Consider the following 19,845-nt stretch of genomic DNA (forward strand, 5'->3'; position numbering starts at 1 on the left):
TTTTCATTTCTGGCAGGTTTGAACCATGTCATTGCCCCCCGGTTTTCTTGATGAACTACGTACACAGCTGAGCCTGTCTCAGGTTGTCGGGCGCAAAGTCACGTGGGATCAGCGCAAGTCGAACCAAGGCAAAGGCGATATGTGGGCGCCTTGCCCGTTTCACCACGAAAAGACCGCCTCGTTCCATGTCGATGATCAAAAGGGGTTTTACTACTGCTTTGGTTGCCACGCCAAAGGCGACGCGATCAACTTTGTGAAAGAGATCGAGAACGTTTCGTTCATGGAAGCGGTTGAGATTCTATCGCGCGAGGCGGGAATGCCAATGCCCGCACGTGATCCAAAGGCGCAAGAAAAACAGGATCGCCGGTCTCAATTGGCCGAGGTGATGGAGCAGGCGGTTCAATTCTTTCGCCTACAATTGAAGACCGGGGCTGGCGGTGCCGCACGTGATTACCTGACCCGTCGAGGCTTGGATGCGCAGGCTTTGGAACGGTGGGAGATCGGGTTTGCACCAGATGGCTGGCAAGCACTTTGGGATCATTTGCGCGGCAAGAACGTCTCAGAGGATTTGATACTCGGTGCTGGTCTGGCGAAGCCTTCGAATAAAGGCAAGAAACCCTATGACACCTTTCGCAACCGGATCATGTACCCGATCCGCGATCCGCGCGGGCGCTGCATTGCGTTTGGCGGACGGGCGATGGACCCCAATGATAACGCGAAATATCTGAACTCACCCGAGACCGAGTTATTCGACAAAGGCCGGAGCCTTTACAACCACGGTCCTGCACGGCAAGCGGCAGGAAAGGGTAAACCTTTGATCGTCGCCGAAGGGTATATGGACGTCATCGCGTTATCCGAGGCCGGTTTTGGAGCGGCGGTTGCCCCGCTGGGCACTGCGATAACCGAGCACCAGTTGCAATTGTTGTGGCGTATCTCGCACGAACCGATCATTGCCTTGGATGGCGACGCCGCCGGTTTGCGTGCAGCCATGCGCGCGGTCGATTTAGCACTTCCGTTGTTAGAAGCCGGAAAATCCTTACGATTTGCACTTATGCCTGAAGGCAAAGACCCCGATGACCTGCTGCGTGCCGAGGGGGCAGGGGCGGTACAAGCTGTGCTCGATGGGGCCATTCCGATGGTCAAGTTATTGTGGCAGCGGGAAATCGAAGGCAAGGTTTTTGATAGCCCGGAACGCAAGGCCGCGCTGGACAAAATATTGCGGGAAAAAATCAAATTGATCCGCGATCCATCGATCCGATCGCACTATGGCCAAGAGATTAAGGACCTGCGCTGGCAGTTGTTCCGTCCGCAGCGGCAATCCAATAGCCGCCAGTGGCAGCCTCGTGGAAAATGGCAAGCGCAAAAACAGCCCGCAACTGCGGGGGCTCGGGCCTCGTTTCTGGCCTCATCAGAAAATGCAGAGATCCAACTGCGTGAAGCCGCAATTTTGGCCATTGCAGCGCTGAACCCACAAGTGGTTGTTCAGTTCGAGCACGAGTTGGAAGAGATGGAATGTCGTGATCCCGAACACGCCGCCCTGCGCCATGCTATTCTGCGTCACGCGATTAATGATCCTGACAACCTGAAAGACCACATCGCCGAAACTTTGGGGCCTGATGCCCTTGAAAATCTATTGGCCCTTCGCCATGTCGCAGTAATCCCCTGCGTGCACAAACCAGGCGACGTTGAAAAGGCCGAGATGACACTGGTCGAGGAACTCGCAAAAATCAAAGCGCTCCGGGGGTTGGATGCTGAGATTGCTGAAGCTGCAGAGGAACTGTCTGATCTGGCTGATGAGGCGCTGACGTACCGGCTGGCGCAAGCCGCCGAAGAGCGCAATCGCACAAGCCGCAGCCAGAACGAAGACAAGGCCGTGTTTGACGTCGCTGACAACGGCGCGCGAATCAGCCGAGACGAGAAAGATGCGTTTCAGGCGATCATGTCAGGTATCAATTTTGAACGGAAACGCCGTTAAAGTGGTGTTTTCGTAAGGCACTGGAAAAGAAAAACGGGTAAACGGGTGGCCGAATCACTTCTACGCGCTAATGATTCGGTTCTAACGAATCACCCATCCCTGCAGGAGCATTGAATGGCCGCCAAAGACACGTCCGAAGATCGCAAATCAGACGAGCAGGAACAGGAAATCTCGCTGGACATGAGCCAAGCCCAGGTCAAAAAGATGATCGCCGAGGCTCGCGAGAAAGGTTACATCACTTACGACCAGCTTAATCAGGTGCTGCCGCCTGATCAGGTCAGCTCGGAACAGATCGAAGACGTTATGTCGATGCTGTCCGAGATGGGCATCAACATCATCGAAGATGAAGAGGCCGAAGAGGAAGAGAACAAGGGCTCGACCGAACTGACCACCACCGAAAGCAACCGTGAGGTTGCACTGGCCGGTGCCGCCACCGAAAAGCTCGACCGTACTGACGACCCTGTGCGCATGTATCTGCGCGAAATGGGCAGCGTCGAACTGCTGAGTCGTGAAGGCGAGATTGCCATCGCCAAGCGGATCGAAGCTGGCCGGAACACCATGATCGCTGGTTTGTGCGAAAGCCCGCTGACCTTCCAGGCGATCACCATCTGGCACGACGAATTGCTGTCGGAAGACATTTTGCTGCGTGACGTCATCGATCTGGAAGCCACTTTTGGCAATCAGATGGACGAAGACGGCGATGTCGAAGAACCGGTTGTCGACACCTCGGCAGTGCAGGCGGCCAAGCCCGCCAAGGATACTGGCCCCGAGTTGGATGCCGACGGGAACCCGTTGAACAACGACGACGATGATGACGACGACGATCAGGCCAACATGTCGCTGGCCGCGATGGAAGCCGCGCTGAAAGATCAGGTTCTGACCACGCTGGAGCGCATCTCGACCGACTTCGCGCAACTCAGCGAAATGCAGGACAGCCGTATCTCGGCAACGCTGAACGAAGACGGCACCTTTAGCGATCAGGATGAAGAGACCTATCAGAAGCTGCGCGCCGAGATTGTTGAGCTGGTGAATGGCCTTCACCTGCACAACAACCGCATCGAAGCTCTGATCGACCAGCTCTATGGTATCAACCGTCGTGTCATGTCTCTGGACAGTGCGATGGTGAAACTGGCTGACCAAGCGCGCATCAACCGTCGTGAGTTCATTGACGCCTATCGTGGGCGTGAGTTGGATCCGAACTGGCTGGCCGAGATGGCCGAAAAGCCCGGTCGTGGTTGGCAGATGTTTATCGAACGCTCGACTGCGAAGGTTGAGGAACTGCGCAATGACATGGCTCAGGTTGGTCAGTATGTCGGTCTGGATATCCCTGAATTCCGCCGCATCGTGCAGCAAGTTCAGAAGGGCGAGAAAGAAGCGCGGCAGGCCAAGAAGGAAATGGTCGAGGCCAACCTGCGTCTGGTGATTTCGATCGCCAAAAAATACACGAACCGCGGCCTGCAATTCCTTGATCTTATTCAGGAAGGTAACATTGGCTTGATGAAGGCAGTGGACAAGTTTGAATACCGCCGCGGCTACAAGTTCTCGACCTATGCGACCTGGTGGATCCGTCAGGCGATTACGCGCTCGATCGCTGATCAGGCGCGGACCATCCGTATTCCGGTTCACATGATCGAAACGATCAACAAGCTGGTCCGTACCGGTCGCCAGATGCTGCATGAAATCGGCCGCGAACCGACGCCGGAAGAACTGGCCGAAAAGCTGCAGATGCCGCTGGAAAAAGTGCGCAAGGTGATGAAAATCGCCAAGGAGCCAATCTCTCTGGAAACACCGATTGGCGATGAAGAAGACAGCCAACTGGGCGATTTCATCGAGGATAAGAATGCAGTGCTGCCGCTGGACAGCGCCATTCAGGAAAACCTTAAGGAAACGACCACTCGGGTTCTGGCTTCGCTCACACCACGTGAGGAGCGTGTGCTGCGTATGCGTTTCGGTATCGGTATGAACACCGACCACACGCTGGAAGAAGTTGGTCAGCAGTTTAGCGTGACCCGAGAGCGTATCCGTCAGATCGAAGCGAAGGCGCTGCGTAAGTTGAAGCACCCCAGCCGATCACGCAAATTGCGATCCTTCTTGGATCAATAGTGATAAAGGCGCCTCATGCGAGGCGCCTTTTTTCTTTCCTTCACGCATTTTCACGTTGTCCGGTGCAACAATCAAATTGGCGGCAACTCACAAGTCGTTAACTCTACGCCCCTTTATATGCTCGTTGTCCACTCATGGGACAGGCCGGGGCGAGGCCGCCTTGCTGATGACCCCCGGCCACACGTTTCAGGATCATTCCGAAAAGTCGATGCGGCTACGAAATGTGCTGGGGGCCTGACCTGTCCAGCGTTTGAAGGCCGTAGAAAAAGCGGGTTGGTCTGCATACCCGAGCGAATAGGCTATCTCGGATAGAGGCATCCCGTTGGTAATAAATGTTTGTGCCAAGTCGCATCTGAGGTCATCGACAATATCGCGATAGCTGACCCCTTCATCCTTCAGCCGCCTGGCAAAAGTGCGGGGACTCATTCCCAAATTAGCTGCAGCTTCGTCTGCATGGATGATTGTCCCTGGCATAGACCGAGTGATTAGTCCTTCGACCTGAGCACGTAGTTTTTGTTTTGCTGAGCGCTGCTCGGCCAGAACGCGTTCTCCGTATTCCAATAGATGCGCGCGCAAATTCGAGTCATAGGTCGGAACCGGCAGGTCCAATGCCGATAGGGCGAGTACAACTTCGAGTTTCTCAGCGCCAAACACGACTGGAAAACCGGCAAGCTTTTGAAATGTTGACTTGTTTTGCCCGACTTCGTGTTGAAATCGCAACTCAATTGGATAGAAATTCGATTGTGTTAGTTTCCGCATGCGAGCTAACCCGGCGAACATCAGAAATTCTGTTCTGCGGTGATAGCGAGCAAAACTTGCGTCCTTCCACTCGGCTTCAATGGTGGCGCAATTTCCGGCCAGACGCAGAGTGAAAGCGATAGCCGGATCAATAATTTTGTGAAAACGCGAAGTATTCTCGATTACCTGCCGCAGGTCACGCGAATACTTACTGATATATGCGGTCAGGCTAGAGGTCGATGAAAACTGCAATCCGGTTTGCGCGGCGAACGTGATATCCCCCACGGTATCACAGGCATAGCGCACGAACAGGGCTTCTTGGTGTGCGCTGTATACCGTGGCTGGCGGAGCGATTGCGTCACGGGTCAGATCGCATTTTTGTAGGATACGGTCTGACGCCTTGGGACAGTTTGTATGTTGATCAAGCGCTTTGGTCAAAAGTTGGATGCGAGCGATGTCAACTTCCATGGATTTCTCCACTGTGTTTAAGTGAATTCCACGCCTTTTTCGCGCGTCGGGAAAGGCCAGCTAGTTCTACTGTCTGGAATTCGAATGGTTTTGGCTGGCGAAAACAAGACCCAAGGGCTGACATATCTTAGCTTCCGGGCGTTGTCGGGTCAGCATCTTTTAGGGGATAAGATCAGAGCCCTGGATAAAAATTCACCAAAACCGGTGGCTCCCCGACACATTTTACAGTTCTTGGCGTCGAAACCGAACGGCCACTTGTCGCATTGCCGGACGCGAAGGTGCAGTGCAAGACTTGCCGCTATGGATATATCCGGGCAAGCATTTACGCAGAGCAATGTCACACCCGATCTGGCGGACGTGCAAGATGCTATTGTTTTCGATGGGGAATGTGTTCTGTGTTCCAGTTTCTTTGGGTTTATTGTGGCGAAAGACACCCCGCAGCGCTTTAAGTTTGCAACGGCACAATCACCGTTGGGTCAGCGCTGGTACAATGAACTTGGTTTGTCGACGCAGGATTTTGAGACCAATCTTGTTATTGTAAACGGTAAGGTCCATCAGCGATTGGACGCCTTTGCTGCTGCAATGAAAGCCCTGCCAGGAATTTGGCCGGTTTTGTCCGTGTGCAAATTCCTGCCTGAATGGGTCAAGGACCCTTTGTACTTTGCCATTGCGCGGAACCGATACAAAGTTTTTGGACGCTCGCAGACTTGCTTGGTCCCAGACTCAGAATTGAGGTCCAGATTTTTGCCTGGAGGGTTTTGAGTGCAGCCCGATCCTTTTCTTCAATCTCTGCCTGACGGGTCACCCGTACCCCCAGCCGTGCGTCAGCTACACAGCAGTTCCGGCCATTACGCGGGCCGATGCAGTGTCGTAAGGGGGCGAGGGTGGCTGATCAGGCTTGCCTTGCGGCTTGGAAGATTTCCACCTTCGGCAGATGACATACCGGTTCACTTCAGGATAAATCGTGGTGGAGGTGCATGGCAGTGGCTGCGGGATTTCAAAGGTCATTCCACTCGATCACAGTTAACGTTTGATCACGACGCCGAATGCGTTCGTGAGAAAATGGGCGCTTTGACCCTTTGGTTGAAGCCAGAAATCAACTCTGGCCGCCTTTTTGTTCACATCCGGCGATTGAGAATTTTTGGAATTCGTTGCCCCGATTTTTTGCTGCCAAGGTCGTCAACGGTAGAATGGCAAGGAGAAACCGGACATTTTTGCTTTGACGTGTCGGCAGAAATGCCAGGGCTTGGGTCTCTGATCAGATATCGTGGTTGGCTTGCTCTTGTTCACGAACAGAAGGGTCCTGATTGAATACATCGTGAACGGCCTTAGTTCGGTTTTCAAATAAACTAGTTCAATGCTTACCTCGAAACAGGAAAGAGTATGGTTATGAAAAAAGTTATGACTTACGCATTTTTTGCGGCCCTTGTGCTGACCACTTCGGCGTCGGCGGCATTCGCTCGATTTGGCTATCAGACTGTTGCTCTGAACAACTCAGTCTTTGAGGTAATCCCGCGCGGGCGTACCGATGTTGATGGGTATTGGTGTGCAGCATCCGACTTTGCGCGCAGAACGTTGGGCGCTGATTGGCAACAGCGGATCTACGTAAAACGCGGCTACGGTCCAAGCGAGGCGACGGGCCGCAGAACTGCAGTTCAGTTTTCTCTAACACCACCTGACGGCGTTCCGCAGCAAAGCAGCGGAGTTTTCACGGCAGGATTTCAACCTGGGTTCAGTATGTCCGTTTCCGCCGCTAACGGTCGGTGTAACACGCGACCCTTCATCAACTGAATTTAGATCACTGTATGCAGAACGAGTTCATCATTTCTACGCAAGGTCCGGGGCTTTACGAGTTTACCTCGGACCTGCGCCACTGGTTAAACCCGATCGGGAGCGATGGGTTGCTGACTTTGTTTGTGCGGCACACATCGTGTTCTTTGGTCATTCAGGAAAACGCTGATCCCGAAGTGCAAACGGACCTGCGCGCGTTCTTTGACCGGTTGGTGCCGCCATCGGATCATCCATCCATGTCCTACCTGCGGCATACATATGAAGGTCCGGATGATATGCCGGCGCACATCAAAGCGGCCCTTTTACCTGTGTCGCTTTCGATTCCGGTGATTTCCGGTCAGCCGGTGTTTGGCACATGGCAAGGTGTTTACCTGTTTGAACACCGCTCAGCACCGCATCAACGAAAAGTTGCAGCGCATTTCAAGTGACCCCTTTATGTTGCGGTGAGAAATTCCGACTACCCAAATCCTAGCGGCTGCCCTATAGTTGTGGATAAGTAAGCCGAAGCGCTTACAAAAGAGGCCGAACAAGGGACGAGGAGACGGCGGATGCGCTGCCCGTTTTGCGGAAATATCGACACTCAGGTGAAAGATTCACGCCCGGCAGAGGATCACGTCGCGATCCGTAGGCGCCGATTTTGTCCTGCTTGCGGGGGGCGATTTACCACTTATGAACGCGTGCAATTGCGGGATCTAGTCGTAATTAAAACCAACGGTAAGCGCGAAGATTTTGATCGAGATAAACTGGAACGCTCGATCCGCATTTCGATGCAGAAACGCCCGATTGATCCAGATCGCATCGACCAAATGATTTCCGGCATCGTCCGTCGTCTGGAAAGCATGGGCGAAACCGATATTCCGTCCAGTAAGATCGGTGAGATCGTCATGGAAGCTCTGGCGCGGATCGACACCGTGGCCTATGTTCGTTTTGCGAGCGTGTATAAGAATTTCCAGGCGGCCGATGACTTCGAGGAGTTTGTCCACGAACTGCGCCCGCCGCAGCCATCGACAGACGAGTGAGCGAAACAGATAAGCGATACATGGCGCTGGCTTTATCCTTGGGTCAGCGCGGGCAAGGTACGTGCTGGCCCAACCCGGCTGTGGGTTGCGTCATCGTGCGTGATGGTCGGATAGTCGGGCGCGGTTGGACACAACCCGGTGGCCGTCCACATGCTGAACCGCAGGCTTTGGCGCAGGCAGGTGAGGCTGCGCGCGGGGCGACCGCCTATGTCTCACTAGAGCCGTGTTCTCACTATGGTAAGACGCCACCTTGCGCGGAAGCACTGATTGAGGCGGGTGTGACCCGAGTGGTCTCAGCCATCGAGGACAGCGATCCACGTGTAGCCGGGCAGGGCTTTGCCATGCTGCGAGAGGCTGGGATCGAGGTAACTACCGGCGTTTTGGCTGAACAAGCCGCCCGTGATCACGCGGGGTTCTTCCTGAAAACGGAACAAGGGCGGCCTTTTGTTACGTTAAAACTGGCCAGCAGTTTTGATGGTCGAATAGCCACGGCCAACGGTCACAGCCAATGGATCACAGGGCCAAAAGCGCGGCGCGTCGTACATGCCATGCGTGCGCGCCATGATGCAGTTATGGTTGGGGCGGGCACTGCTAGGGCTGATGATCCGTCGCTAAACGTTCGCGATTTGGGGGTCGAGGCGCAGCCGATACGGGTTGTCGTCTCTCGGCACTTAGACATTCCCCTGATGGGTCAGCTGGCGCGTACAGCTTCTGAAATACCGGTTTGGCTTTGTCACGGTCCACACCCGGATACCGAACGCGCCCGCGCGTGGGAAGGACTGGGCGCGCGTCTTATCCCATGTGCGCTACAGGGCCACCACGTGGACGCTGCCGATCTGTTGCAGCAACTGGGGCAGGCTGGTCTGACGCGGGTATTCTGTGAGGGCGGTTCAGCGCTGGCCGCGTCCCTGCTGGAAGAAGACCTTGTGGATGAGTTGATTGGTTTCAGCGCGGGCTTGACAATTGGTGCCGAGGGTTTGCCCGCCGTTGGATCGCTAGGATTGGACAGCTTGAACTTTGCCCCTCGGTTCGAATTGATTGAAACACGGGCCATAGGACCGGATGTTTTGCACCGCTGGTCTCGGGCGTTGCGTTAGCGCCGCCACAAATGTGAATGGGTGGCAAACGCGCCTTGCAGCTTGGACAATACTCGTAATAGAGGGCTGCCTGCATGATCGTCTCCGTCGGCAAGGCGTTGTAACGCCACTTCGACGGGGCAGGGCTGACCTGTGATCGGATCAATGTATCGGGGGTAATCGATCAGGGCGGCATGGACCAATCCAAAAACTGTTGGCCGCGCCCCCCGCCGAGCAGGAACCGTTCCCAAATCTGTCGTCAATCCCCAACCCGCGTAGAAAGGTGCGCCGACTGTCGTAACGTTGACCCCACGAAGCAGCGCTTCGAACCCAAGCAGAGAAGTCATCGTCCAGACCTCATTCACTTGTGACAGCAATGCAGCAGGATTGGTGTTGGATGCGATCACGTCGGCAAGTTCCTCGTCTTCAATCGCCCCTTCGCGCAGCCCAGCCTCGACATCCGGATGGGGTTTGTAAATCAGGATCGCGTTTGGGTTGGCCTCACGGGTGGCGCGTAACAAGTCTTGATTCGTGCGCACCTTAGATGTGCCCAGCACGATCGAGGCGTCGTCTTCGACTTGCCCAGGTACCAAAATACGATGTCCTTCAGGAAGTTCCGGGGCGTCTTCCCCTATGTTGTATTTGCTGAGCTGGCTTGAAACGATTTCTCTGACCAGACGCTCGGCCCGCAATTCTTGGTCCGGGCGCAAGGTCTCTCGTGCGGCGATCAGTTCTTCCAATCGGCTTGGATGCGTCGGGTCGTAATAGATGCCCAGATCGTCTGTGGCCAGCGACAGCGGTGGAACAAGACGGGCGCCAAGCCCTCGTGAGCGTAAAAAACCGTCTTCGATCCTGATTACATTTTCCGCCCCGCGAGACTGACTGGCCCAAACCATATGGGGACGCTCGGACGTGTCCGAAGGACGATCGGTAAATCGAATTTTTTTTTCGCGCCCAAACATCTGTTGCAGGTGTTTACGTTTCCACACCCGCATACCGGAGGCTGTCCAGCCCTTGTGGTCTTGTCGCCACGCGCGAGTCTGGGCCTCAAGCGTGTCGAGAACAGTTTCCAGTTCGCACAATTGGTCCCGGTAGGGGTCGTACCACGTAGGATAGAGGATCAATGCCGCCGCAAACAATTGGGCTCGTGTCAGGCTGCGCTGGCGACGGGGTATGTATTCCTCATCCTGAGTTAGTCCCCAGCCAGCATAGAAGGGTTGGCCAAAAACCCGTGGTTTGTGACCGGCCATAATGGCCTCAAACCCCATTTGCGAGGATAAGGTGTAAACGCCAACCGCGCCCTCAAGCAGGGTCCACGGACTGATCGAAGAAGCGAGTAACGATACCCGGTCGGTTTCGTCTTGTTTTGAAAAATACCCGCCGCGGAGCCCCGCAAGGGTTTCCGGATGAGTCTTAATCAGTACACGGGCGCCCGGGTTTTCTTCTTGTGCGATGACAAGCATCTCACGGAATCTGGCATCGTTCCCCATGCTGGCGCGCACCGAAGCGTCTTCTCTTATCTGGTCGACAACCAGCACGTAGCCAGGTTCCGGAGGCGGTAGTGTGTCGTCAACGGCCGAGTATTTGCTGAGGTGCAGTTCACGCATCCTCTCTGCCCCATACCGAGCCCGGTTCAGCAACGCCGTGTCGTCCAGTGGATGTGTAGCCAACAGGGTTTCAAGGTCTGACGGCTGCTGAGGATCGAAATGAACCCCGGAACGATCGAGCAGCAAGCCCAATGGGTGATCGCCCATCCGCCCTGGATGTAAGGAACGTAAGAATGCGTCTTCAACCCGCAGGATCGGTGCACTGTGTTTGCTTGCGATATTTAATCCGCGATGCGCGGTTGGGCTGTTGCCCCAAACACCGACAACGTCGCCCGCCCTAGGTAAGCCCAGACGAATGTCATAGCCCTTCAATTGAAGAATACGCCGAATACGGCGCTGTGTCAGGAAACCACCGTTATAGACAAGCAGCCGGGTACGCTTTGGCCCGGCTGTCGGTTCACCCTGCATTAGCCGCCCGTCAATGTGGCAACGTTAGCAACCGGCGTTAGTCCGCCCGCGATGAGTGAGATCGACTTACTCCATTGTGCGTATGGTGCTTCGGTTACGTAGATCGTGTCGTCGTCACGTACAACAAAGTCGCGTGCGATAAACAGACCGTTGGGAGCGGTCAGGTTCAACAAGTAAATCATACGTTGATCCCCTTGCAGGTCTGAACGCCCCATGACGCTGCGTGCAATGTCCTGTCTCTCTTTACGCAGGATAAAGATACCGGTCGGGTCTGAGGACAAGGACTGCAATCCGCCAACTTGCGCCAAGGCTTCAAGCGCGGATAGGTCCTGCGTATCAAAGGCTACGCGCGATTGTCCAGTCGCCCCAAGTGCGATGTAGGACCGGCTGTCCGCTTCTACGAGGATGCGGTCGCCGCCTCGGAGAGCGACATCCAATTTTGGGTTCTGAAACAGGTCATCGTACCAGACCGTTCCCCGCTGATCACCCCTGATCAGTGTTACAAGCGCAATGTCCGAACCAACGGCGACACCGCCAGCCTGCGAAAGCATTCCCAGCAGGGTTCTACTAGGCCGCTCAATCGGATACACGCCTGGTACGCCAATCTCTCCTGACAGCGAAACGGTCGATCCATCGCCAGCCGTACGACGCACTTCAACCTGAGGGTCTGGCGTTTGATCTTGCAATTTGCTGGTAATTAGTTGGCGCAATTGCTCAGGTGTGTTTCCAGCAGCTCGGATGCGTCCTGCGTAGGGCACAAAAATGAACCCTTCGCTGTCAACCTGCATCTCATTCAGGCTTGTAGCGCCGCTAACTTCTCCAGACAGCAGGCCGTCATCTACGTTTTCCCAGATCGTCAGACCAAGAACGTCGCCTGGGCGAACTGTATCTGCGGCCAGATTAGGTGCTGTTCTGAAGGCCGAAGAAAAACCGTATTGAGGAATGGCGGAAGTGGCTTTTGAAACGCGGTCGTCAACCTCGACAACAAATGCGTTGCCGCCTTGCGTGGTCGACCCTGATAGAATTTCACTCTTATTGGGGCCCGCCTTGGGTAATTGGCAAGCTGCCAAAAGACCCATTGCCGCCACAAAAGAAATCCTCCGGATCCATCGGATTGGAAAGCGCGTCACTGCCTGTTTTCCTCAATCGTCTTTGTTTTTACTTTATTGTTTGGCGTAGGCTACTCGGTTCGTAAGGCAACATCTAGCGCCAACCGGTCTGTTTTACTTAACTAAACTTAACTGTGGCGTCCGCGCCTCTTTGTAGCTCAGAACGGATTGATAGGGATCTTCGGCGTTCAACATCATGTCTGCAACGCCGCGCAGTAACTGACGACGACCGCGGCGAGAGTAAAAACCTCCGGGTATTTGGCTCGTTTTTAGCAGGAATTGGCGATAGCTTTGGTAGGCATCTTGATCCGGAGGCATCGGCACAGCAAAGAATGAAGGTAGAGGCTGTTGTGACACGAATTCGGGCTTGTCGTAGACAGACCTGCCGAAGATTTTAAGGGGAATGCCTCGCCACAATACTTGTTGCCCAGCGGTCGAGTTAATTGTCACGGCCGATTTCGCTTCGTCGAGCAAATTAGCCAACTTGCCTCCGGGCACATAGTGGACCCGCCCGGTGATGTTATACTCCCGCGCAAGTTCGCGAACGCGACTGCGCAGGGGTTCGCGGTGGTTTTCCAACGGATGCTCTTTGATTACCAGTCGGTGATGTGCGGGCGCACCCTCGGCGAAACCTTTAATCACGTCGTGTATAAAGTCGGACATACAGGAATAATCCGAATGGGATTGAACCGAGCTATCGTGGGAAAGTTGGAGCAGCGCCAGATGATAAGGGTGACCGCCCCAACGCACAAAGGCCGTGGCCCAGTGGCGTTGCAACCTGTAAAGCGGCATCAGTGCCAGTCTTTTAAAATACAGCCGGAATTCTTTGGACACCGGCAGCTCGCGGTGCCGTCGAAAATTTCGGTAGCGCTGGTTTAGAAACATCACGAACCAATGATAAAGTGCTCCGTAATAGATGTGCTGCCGCATGTCGCCCCAGTGCGTCGGCGGGGGAGGGGTTTGCAACGCGGAATGATCTAAGGCAATTCGCATCTCATCCACACTCAACGACATCAGTCGTGAATTCCCGTTGGAACCGAACCGTTCATAGGTAACCCACCAAGGGCGCAGATAGCCTTCTTCGAATACATGGATGGTGAGGTTTTTGGTTTTCGCGACATGAACTGCACTGGCGTGAACTGGGCGGGTGTCGCCGTACAGCACGATATCGGTGATACCTCGGCTAGCAATTAGGTCGGACAGCGTTTCGGGCCATATATCAATCGTGTCGAGAAAGGGGATGTATGAAGACTTTTCAGACCAGAACGCCTGATCGCCGGCGTTAAACCCAACACGCCAAACTTCGGCGCCCGAGGCTCGCAGCATGCGCCCAAGCCCGCTAAAGAACGGACCATGTGGACCCTGTAGAAATAGGAAGACCCGGCGGTTCAGCCTCTTGGAGTCATGTGACATCTTTACTGCTCTTGCCCTTTGTGCCGCAAATTATGCCGGTTTGGACCTTTAGCGGCAAGGTGGGTCTTGCCCACCACGCATTCTGGGCTTACCTCGGCTTGGAACACTGAACCAAGTTATGAGCTAAGGGTTAGCAGAATGTTTACAGGGATCGTTACCGATATCGGTACTGTTACCGAGCTGGATCAACAAGGCGATCTTCGGGCCCGGATCAAAACGGATTACGACACCGCTGGCATCGATATCGGTGCCTCGATTGCCAGCGACGGTGTCTGCCTGACCGTGATCGCGCTGGGTGACGATTGGTACGATGTTCAAATTAGCGCCGAGACTGTTTCAAAAACAAATTTGGACAGGTGGCAGGTTGGTTCACGCGTCAATCTTGAGCGCGCTCTGAAGGTCGGGGATGAACTGGGTGGACACATCGTGTCAGGCCATGTTGATGGTGTCGCCGAAGTTGTTTCAGTTCAGGATGAAGGCGACAGCACTCGCGTTACATTGCGTGCGCCTAAGGAATTGGCTCGTTTTATCGCACCAAAAGGTTCCGTCGCGCTGAACGGAACCTCTCTGACTGTCAATGATGTGGACGGGTGCGACTTTGGGATCAACTTCATACCGCACACGAAAGAAGTGACGACGTGGGGTGATGTCTCTGTCGGCGATCGTGTCAACCTTGAGATCGACACGTTGGCTCGCTACGTGGCTAGGCTTGCGGATTGGAACCGGACCGAATCTGAGTAGAATACTCGGGTCAAGACTTGAGCGAGATACCAGCAGGCTAACGCGACGAGGGTTCCCAGATAACCATCTACTGCATAGTGCCAGGCCAGATGTACCGAACCGATTTGGATCACTATTGCGAAAATGGTGAACGCACATCCAAGCCAGCGCGAGAAACGGAAAGCGTAGAGCGCCATCAGGACACTGCTGGCCACATGCATGCTGGGCATCGCGGAAATGCCACGAATCCCGCCTTCGGTATTGAAGTTGTTCAAGAGTATTTCGTGAACGTTAAGTGACCAGACTGGGCTTATCTCATTCAGCTTTTCAAGGTTGCGTAGCTGTTCTAGATAAGTGTCGCCAAATCCGAACTCATTAAAATAGACAGGACCCACTGAAGAAAACAGGGTTGCCAGAACATTGCCACCGATGATGAACGTTAGGGCGAAGGCAACCAAAAATACCATACCCCTTTCAGGATCGCGCCGATCATATGCTGCAATGAAGGCCAGTAGATAGATTAGCACAAACCAAACATGGTACGCGACGTTGATCACGGTTGTCACAAAAGGGTATCCAAACACGGGCCAAAGAAGGGTCCAAACGTCGAACCCGCCGTGCAGCAACCTGTCGAGTTCGGCGAACATTGGATCCCAGGAAAACGGGACAAAAACGGAAATCGTGTTCTTGAGACTGGTGAAACTGTTAGCCAGTACTGCGATGGCAATAAAGCACAATGTGCCGTCAATTACCCTCACGTTGCTAGCCAGAAACTTTCGGATGTCGGAGATCATCCAGTGTATAGGCTTTTCGGGCTTTGCGCAGATTATGGCGTAAAAGAACCGCCACCCAACAAAAAATGCGGCGCATACTGCGGTGAATTTGAGGACCATCAATAGAGTCTTGCCCAAGCTATCCAATAGCGGCATCCAATACGAAATTCCGTACAGCGAACTAACAACGGCACCGGCACACATATGCAGTAGAACTATTGAAAGAAACAAACGTGTGCGCCAAAGTGCCGACCCGACAGAGTGACACGCGAAGGTGAGACCGGCATGAACAATGCCGTTAGTAAAATGTGCCATACACTGGAATCCGCTTGGCTAAGTTCCCTCCAATTTCCCGACATATTTTGGCGTGCGATAGACGGCATCTAGGCTTTTTTGTGGCCCCATAGCGTTCAATGAGGGAAGAATTGCGTTATTGGTTTCAAATTGGGGCTAAAAATGGCGGTTCTCAGATGCGAGTTTTCGGGACGTTTGATGGTGTATCAAAGCCGATTGCGGTCTGGCGTTTGCTATTCGGTTGGTCTATCCAGCCGTTTAGACTTGCTCTGTGAAAGGCTGCCTCATGAGCTTTGAAACCCCCGGACCTGTCGAGGCCCAACTGCGCGCTGCGATTAGCCCGATCGAAGAAATTATCGAAGAGGCCCGCAAGGGCAGAATGTATATTCTGGTGGATCATGAAGACCGCGAGAACGAAGGCGATCTTGTGATTGCCGCCGAGTTCGCTGACGCTGAGGCGATTAACTTTATGGCGACACACGGGCGTGGGCTGATCTGCCTACCGATGACGGCGGAGCGAGTGGATGCTTTGGGGCTGCCAATGATGGCGGTGAACAACTCGTCGCGTCACGAAACGGCGTTCACAGTCTCCATCGAAGCGCGCGAAGGTGTCAGCACTGGCATATCTGCCGCTGATCGGGCGCTGACGGTTGCGACGGCTATCAATGAACAAAACACAATGGCTCAAATCGCGACACCTGGCCATGTTTTCCCCCTGCGTGCAAAGCGGGGCGGGGTGCTGGTACGTGCAGGCCATACCGAGGCGGCCGTTGATATCTCGCGTCTAGCCGGGTTGAACCCGTCGGGTGTGATCTGCGAGATTATGAAAGCTGACGGCACCATGGCGCGTTTGCCGGATCTGGTGGAGTTCGCCAAAGAACACGACATGAAGATCGGCACGATCAGCGATCTGATTTCTTATCGTTCTCGCAATGACAATCTGGTGGTCGAGACCTCGCGCGAGGTTGTGACGTCGGAATATGGCGGAGAATGGGAGATGCGGTTGTTCACCGATCAGACGCATGGCATCGAACATGTCGTCATGATCAAAGGTGATATCACCACGCCTGAACCGGTGCTAACCCGTACCCACGCCTTGCACGAAGCGCCGGACATGCTTGGACTTGGTCCGAAGTCTTCGCGCGAATTACCGCGTGCGATGGAGAAAATTGCCGAAGAAGGCCGCGGCGTGGTTTGCCTGTTCCGTCAGCCCCGCAACTCGCTTTACGCGGTTGAAGACGAAGGCCCACGTACCATAAAGCAAACCGGTCTGGGCGCTCAGATTCTGTCCAAGATGGGCATTCAGGAGCTGGTACTGCTGACTGATTCACCGGAAACCGTATATCTGGGGCTCGACGCTTTTGGCCTGTCCATCGTCGGAACCCGCTCGATTCTCAAGGAAGACTGATCGTGGCTGAACAAGACAAACACGGCACGCTGCCAACACCAACCTTCGACAAGCCGGTAAAACTGCTGCTTGTCGTGGCACCATTCTACCGCGCTATTGCGGATAATCTGGTTGCCGGTGCGAAGGCCGAGATCGAAACCGCAGGCGGCACGTGTGAGGTGGTCGAAGTCCCCGGCGCGCTGGAAATCCCCACAGCCATCGCCATGGCTGATCGCCAGTGCGAATTTGACGGATACGTCGCGTTGGGCTGCGTCATTCGCGGTGAGACGACGCATTACGAAACGGTCTGCAACGACTCAAGCCGTGCCATTCAACTGATGGGCCTTCAGGGGCTTCTTATCGGCAACGGCATCCTGACCGTTGAAAATGACGATCAGGCCGAGGTGCGCGCAAACCCTGAAAAGATGAATAAAGGCGGCGGAGCAGCCGCTGCGGCCTTGCATCTGATCGCGCTCAGCCGTAAGTGGGGCGCTTCGAAAAAGGGCGTGGGTTTTAAACCACCGTCCGAGTCCATCCTTGTGGCGGGCGACAGCAACGGATCCACGACAGCATGACCCAGACAGACGCGCCAAAACCGGCCAACCAGAAACGCCTGATGAAATCCGCCGCCCGGCTGTATGCCGTGCAGGCGCTGTTCCAGATGGAGCAGTCGGGCCAGACAACCGAGCAGGTTGTGAATGAGTTTCTGGATCACCGGTTCGGCGCTGTCTATGAGGGCGAGGAAATGCTGGACGGCGATATCAGCGTCTTCCGCAAGCTGGTCGAAGACGCGGTGAACTATCAGGCGCCGATTGATCAGATGACGGACCGCGCCTTGGTCGCCAAGTGGCCTATCGGGCGCATCGACCCTACGTTGCGCGCCGCTTTCCGCGCTGCCGGGGCTGAACTGACACAGGGCGACACGCCGCCCAAGGTGGTTATCACTGAATTCGTCGACGTGGCGCGTGCCTTCTTCCCTGAGGGGAAGGAGGCGAAATTTGTCAACGCAGTGCTGGATCACATGGCGCGCGAGGCCAAGCCCGAGGCGTTCTGACACCTTTACCGTGGCCCGAGGCGCGCTACACTCTGATTGAGAGCGCAAGGAGGCCCAAAATGCCCAAACTGATCCGCCTATACATCACCCAAGTTGCGTGGGGATTTGTCATTTCGGCGATTTTCGTTGGGGTACTCTTGGCCTTAAACGTGGCCAATCTTCGCAATCTGATCACTGGATCTGATATTGGCCTGATCGCGCTGCTCATGATTTGGTTCATGAACGGCATCGTCTTTGCCGGGGTTCAATTCGCCTACGCGATCATGAGCATGGCCGAAAAGTCGGGTGGTCCGCGCCGTGGAAGCCCTGTGGCCGTCAGCTTCAAGCGTGCGACGGTCAAAGTTGAAGAGACCTGATAACTCACGGAAAACGTGACGGGTTAGGGGCATGGTCTGGAAACTGCCAAGTCACTTTTTGCGGCTTCTATGACTTGAATATCACTGCGCCTTGCCATCTGATGCCGGTCAAATAAAACGACTGGCATGAAAAGAGCAGTACCTGTGAACACTCCCACCTATGAAGAGGTCATCGCGTCTCAGGCCTTTCGCAAAGATCTTGAGGACCTGAACCGAGCCATAGCAGATAGCCTGACCCAAGCTGGTGAACCAGTCGCTATCAACGGAAATGTTTGCTACGGCCACATGCAGCAGGATTTCCATTTGGGCGATTTAGCACCTGGGATGGAACCAAAGCGGCGCGCACTGTTTCAGATGGCTCAGGCGAGTTCATGTTTCGCTGAACTGGGTGTTGCTGGAGGGCATGCAGCATTGCTCGCGTTGCATGCCAACGCTTACCTGAACTTTATCGGTGTCGATCTTGGCCAACGATTACGGCCATCCTGGCCGCCGGTGGACGTTTACGTTCCGGTTGTTTTTCAATGGTTCGAAAAGAGGTTTCCTACGCGCGTCAAATTTTACATGTCTGATGCAATTGACGGTTTGCGGCAAGCTGCATCAGAGCAGCCATTTGGCCCAATAGATCTGCTGCATCTGGACGCGATGAAAAATAACAGAATTGCTGAACTAGAAGCCGTATGGTCGGGTTTGGCCGACCGGTGTTATCTTTTGCAAGGGGACAATAAGAACGGCAACGTGAAAGCCAGTTCAGAGAAACTGGTCTCGGAAGGTCGAGCACGCAGAGTATCTTGTTCACGGTTTCAAGCCATTCAAAGCGCGAGTTATGATGTGCTGGAGACGGGGCCAGGTGTTGCCGCTGGTAGGGTTAGCCTGGCAAGCTTGAAGGATGATAGAATTCTGCTCTGTGTGTGCCATCAAGACGATGAAACTCTGTTTTGCGGATCGACTCTTTCTCATCTAAAAGACCATGCTGATGTGACAATCGCGAGCTTCTTCCGTCCCGCGCTCAACCGCCGTGATACAGATACACGCGAGGCGGCGATGCAGCGCGTGTGTGACGAGCTTGGGGCGAAAAGGGTGCAGTTTCCTTTTGCTGTTGAACGCGATCACCGAAGGTTACGACGCTTCATTCAGATGCCTTCTGCGCCTGAGAATCTTCATCCAGAAATACTACGCCCGCTGAACCGTCACCCATTGTTCGGTTTACTTAGCGGTTCAGCTTTCGCGCTTATGGAACAGGCAAGGCCCTCGACTGTCATCACACATAATTCTGTCGGAGAATACGGGCACATCGAACACGTATTATTGCATCACGCGGTGGCGCAGGCGGCCACCCGCTATAAGAACGCGCGGGTATTCAATTTCGGCATTGGATTGCGGGACGCTGACTTGGTGGTGCCTTCCTGGCCCGAGCGAAAGAATAGTCTTTTCGACGAATACTTGCCGCAATGGAATGGTCGCAAGATGTATGACTTTGCCCTGGCAGATGAGGCTTTTGTAGTACAGACTCTCTCGGAGAGCGAAAGCTAAGCTGGAAATGTGGCGGGACCACCA

General features: G+C 54.5%; 19 protein-coding genes. 14 read left to right on the top strand and 5 right to left on the bottom strand.

Annotated features, from left to right (window positions below; all coding sequences use genetic code 11):
- Positions 1-25 precede the first annotated feature (25 nt).
- On the top strand, positions 26-1,975 hold the full coding sequence (gene dnaG / locus ACR0L3_RS03990; RefSeq protein ID WP_480743831.1) for a DNA primase: 1,950 nt from the start codon (positions 26-28) through the stop codon (positions 1,973-1,975).
- Between the two features lie 114 nt (positions 1,976-2,089).
- Positions 2,090-4,078, top strand: coding sequence for an RNA polymerase sigma factor RpoD (gene rpoD / locus ACR0L3_RS03995; protein WP_480743832.1), 1,989 nt, complete (start codon positions 2,090-2,092; stop codon positions 4,076-4,078).
- Between the two features lie 192 nt (positions 4,079-4,270).
- Here rpoD and ACR0L3_RS04000 read toward each other — a convergent pair whose 3' ends face one another.
- Positions 4,271-5,284, bottom strand: a complete 1,014-nt coding sequence (locus ACR0L3_RS04000; RefSeq protein ID WP_480743834.1) for a helix-turn-helix domain-containing protein — start codon at positions 5,282-5,284, stop codon at positions 4,271-4,273.
- 300 nt (positions 5,285-5,584) lie between these two features.
- Between ACR0L3_RS04000 and ACR0L3_RS04005 the strand changes: the two genes are divergently transcribed.
- From ACR0L3_RS04005 to ribD, 6 genes are all read left to right on the top strand, one after another.
- A complete protein-coding gene (locus tag ACR0L3_RS04005) occupies positions 5,585-6,046 on the top strand; it encodes a thiol-disulfide oxidoreductase DCC family protein (RefSeq protein ID WP_480743835.1) in 462 nt (153 codons plus the stop codon).
- Positions 6,047-6,103: 57 nt separating this feature from the next.
- Positions 6,104-6,595 carry a DUF4166 domain-containing protein gene (locus ACR0L3_RS04010; protein WP_480744659.1) on the top strand — a complete coding sequence of 164 codons (492 nt, stop codon included), beginning with the start codon at positions 6,104-6,106 and terminating at the stop codon, positions 6,593-6,595.
- Between the two features lie 90 nt (positions 6,596-6,685).
- Positions 6,686-7,075 carry a hypothetical protein gene (locus ACR0L3_RS04015; RefSeq protein ID WP_480743837.1) on the top strand — a complete coding sequence of 130 codons (390 nt, stop codon included), beginning with the start codon at positions 6,686-6,688 and terminating at the stop codon, positions 7,073-7,075.
- 14 nt (positions 7,076-7,089) lie between these two features.
- A complete protein-coding gene (locus ACR0L3_RS04020; RefSeq protein WP_480743839.1) occupies positions 7,090-7,503 on the top strand; it encodes a secondary thiamine-phosphate synthase enzyme YjbQ in 414 nt (137 codons plus the stop codon).
- A gap of 120 nt (positions 7,504-7,623) precedes the next feature.
- Entirely contained in the window at positions 7,624-8,094 is a 471-nt protein-coding gene (gene nrdR, locus ACR0L3_RS04025; RefSeq protein WP_005983889.1) for a transcriptional regulator NrdR, read from the top strand.
- Positions 8,091-9,191, top strand: coding sequence for a bifunctional diaminohydroxyphosphoribosylaminopyrimidine deaminase/5-amino-6-(5-phosphoribosylamino)uracil reductase RibD (gene ribD / locus ACR0L3_RS04030; RefSeq protein WP_480743840.1), 1,101 nt, complete (start codon positions 8,091-8,093; stop codon positions 9,189-9,191). Before nrdR ends, ribD begins: the two co-directional genes overlap by 4 nt.
- On the opposite strand, the gene ACR0L3_RS04035 is transcribed toward ribD, so the two are convergent.
- The 3 genes from ACR0L3_RS04035 to ACR0L3_RS04045 all read right to left on the bottom strand — a co-directional run bounded on the left by ACR0L3_RS04035 (position 9,188) and on the right by ACR0L3_RS04045 (position 13,707).
- Entirely contained in the window at positions 9,188-11,185 is a 1,998-nt protein-coding gene (locus ACR0L3_RS04035) for a capsular polysaccharide biosynthesis protein (protein WP_480743842.1), read from the bottom strand. The genes ribD and ACR0L3_RS04035 overlap by 4 nt on opposite strands.
- The gene (locus tag ACR0L3_RS04040; protein WP_480743844.1) at positions 11,185-12,315 is read right to left on the bottom strand and encodes a polysaccharide biosynthesis/export family protein; all 1,131 of its coding nucleotides are present in this window, start codon (positions 12,313-12,315) and stop codon (positions 11,185-11,187) included. Before ACR0L3_RS04040 ends, ACR0L3_RS04035 begins: the two co-directional genes overlap by 1 nt.
- Before the next feature lie 93 nt (positions 12,316-12,408).
- On the bottom strand, positions 12,409-13,707 hold the full coding sequence (locus ACR0L3_RS04045; protein ID WP_480743846.1) for a capsule biosynthesis protein: 1,299 nt from the start codon (positions 13,705-13,707) through the stop codon (positions 12,409-12,411).
- A 138-nt stretch (positions 13,708-13,845) separates the two neighbouring features.
- Here ACR0L3_RS04045 and ACR0L3_RS04050 point away from each other — a divergent pair, with 138 nt between their 5' ends.
- A complete protein-coding gene (locus ACR0L3_RS04050; protein WP_480743847.1) occupies positions 13,846-14,448 on the top strand; it encodes a riboflavin synthase in 603 nt (200 codons plus the stop codon).
- Here the strand turns inward: ACR0L3_RS04050 and ACR0L3_RS04055 are convergent.
- On the bottom strand, positions 14,403-15,515 hold the full coding sequence (locus ACR0L3_RS04055; RefSeq protein WP_480743849.1) for a phosphatase PAP2 family protein: 1,113 nt from the start codon (positions 15,513-15,515) through the stop codon (positions 14,403-14,405). The genes ACR0L3_RS04050 and ACR0L3_RS04055 overlap by 46 nt on opposite strands.
- 265 nt (positions 15,516-15,780) lie before the next feature.
- On the opposite strand from ACR0L3_RS04055, the gene ribB reads away from it, so the two are divergent.
- The 5 genes from ribB (at position 15,781) to ACR0L3_RS04080 (ending at position 19,821) form a co-directional block, all read left to right on the top strand.
- Entirely contained in the window at positions 15,781-16,902 is a 1,122-nt protein-coding gene (gene ribB, locus ACR0L3_RS04060) for a 3,4-dihydroxy-2-butanone-4-phosphate synthase (RefSeq protein ID WP_480743851.1), read from the top strand.
- Positions 16,903-16,904: 2 nt separating this feature from the next.
- Positions 16,905-17,456 (top strand): 6,7-dimethyl-8-ribityllumazine synthase, encoded by a 552-nt coding sequence (locus ACR0L3_RS04065; RefSeq protein WP_480743852.1) that lies wholly within the window; start codon positions 16,905-16,907, stop codon positions 17,454-17,456.
- Positions 17,453-17,935, top strand: a complete 483-nt coding sequence (gene nusB, locus ACR0L3_RS04070) for a transcription antitermination factor NusB (protein ID WP_480743854.1) — start codon at positions 17,453-17,455, stop codon at positions 17,933-17,935. The genes ACR0L3_RS04065 and nusB overlap by 4 nt, the downstream gene beginning before the upstream one ends.
- A gap of 59 nt (positions 17,936-17,994) precedes the next feature.
- Positions 17,995-18,291: a hypothetical protein gene (locus tag ACR0L3_RS04075; RefSeq protein WP_480743855.1), complete on the top strand. Its 297-nt coding sequence runs from the start codon at positions 17,995-17,997 to the stop codon at positions 18,289-18,291.
- Between the two features lie 144 nt (positions 18,292-18,435).
- Positions 18,436-19,821, top strand: a complete 1,386-nt coding sequence (locus ACR0L3_RS04080; protein ID WP_480743856.1) for a PIG-L deacetylase family protein — start codon at positions 18,436-18,438, stop codon at positions 19,819-19,821.
- The last annotated feature ends 24 nt before the right edge of the window (positions 19,822-19,845 follow it).

It is taken from the genome of Ruegeria sp. CK1, assembly GCF_056536545.1.

Excerpts from the sequence above, each read along its gene's own strand:
- dnaG (WP_480743831.1), top strand. The coding sequence starts at position 26 with ATGTCATTGCCCCCCGGTTTTCTTGATGAACTACGTACACAGCTGAGC.
- rpoD (WP_480743832.1), top strand. The coding sequence starts at position 2,090 with ATGGCCGCCAAAGACACGTCCGAAGATCGCAAATCAGACGAGCAGGAA.
- ACR0L3_RS04000 (WP_480743834.1), bottom strand. The coding sequence starts at position 5,284 with ATGGAAGTTGACATCGCTCGCATCCAACTTTTGACCAAAGCGCTTGAT.
- ACR0L3_RS04005 (WP_480743835.1), top strand. The coding sequence starts at position 5,585 with ATGGATATATCCGGGCAAGCATTTACGCAGAGCAATGTCACACCCGAT.
- ACR0L3_RS04015 (WP_480743837.1), top strand. The coding sequence starts at position 6,686 with ATGACTTACGCATTTTTTGCGGCCCTTGTGCTGACCACTTCGGCGTCG.
- ACR0L3_RS04020 (WP_480743839.1), top strand. The coding sequence starts at position 7,090 with ATGCAGAACGAGTTCATCATTTCTACGCAAGGTCCGGGGCTTTACGAG.
- nrdR (WP_005983889.1), top strand. The coding sequence starts at position 7,624 with ATGCGCTGCCCGTTTTGCGGAAATATCGACACTCAGGTGAAAGATTCA.
- ACR0L3_RS04035 (WP_480743842.1), bottom strand. The coding sequence starts at position 11,185 with ATGCAGGGTGAACCGACAGCCGGGCCAAAGCGTACCCGGCTGCTTGTC.
- ACR0L3_RS04045 (WP_480743846.1), bottom strand. The coding sequence starts at position 13,707 with ATGTCACATGACTCCAAGAGGCTGAACCGCCGGGTCTTCCTATTTCTA.
- ACR0L3_RS04050 (WP_480743847.1), top strand. The coding sequence starts at position 13,846 with ATGTTTACAGGGATCGTTACCGATATCGGTACTGTTACCGAGCTGGAT.
- ACR0L3_RS04055 (WP_480743849.1), bottom strand. The coding sequence starts at position 15,515 with ATGGCACATTTTACTAACGGCATTGTTCATGCCGGTCTCACCTTCGCG.
- ribB (WP_480743851.1), top strand. The coding sequence starts at position 15,781 with ATGAGCTTTGAAACCCCCGGACCTGTCGAGGCCCAACTGCGCGCTGCG.
- nusB (WP_480743854.1), top strand. The coding sequence starts at position 17,453 with ATGACCCAGACAGACGCGCCAAAACCGGCCAACCAGAAACGCCTGATG.
- ACR0L3_RS04075 (WP_480743855.1), top strand. The coding sequence starts at position 17,995 with ATGCCCAAACTGATCCGCCTATACATCACCCAAGTTGCGTGGGGATTT.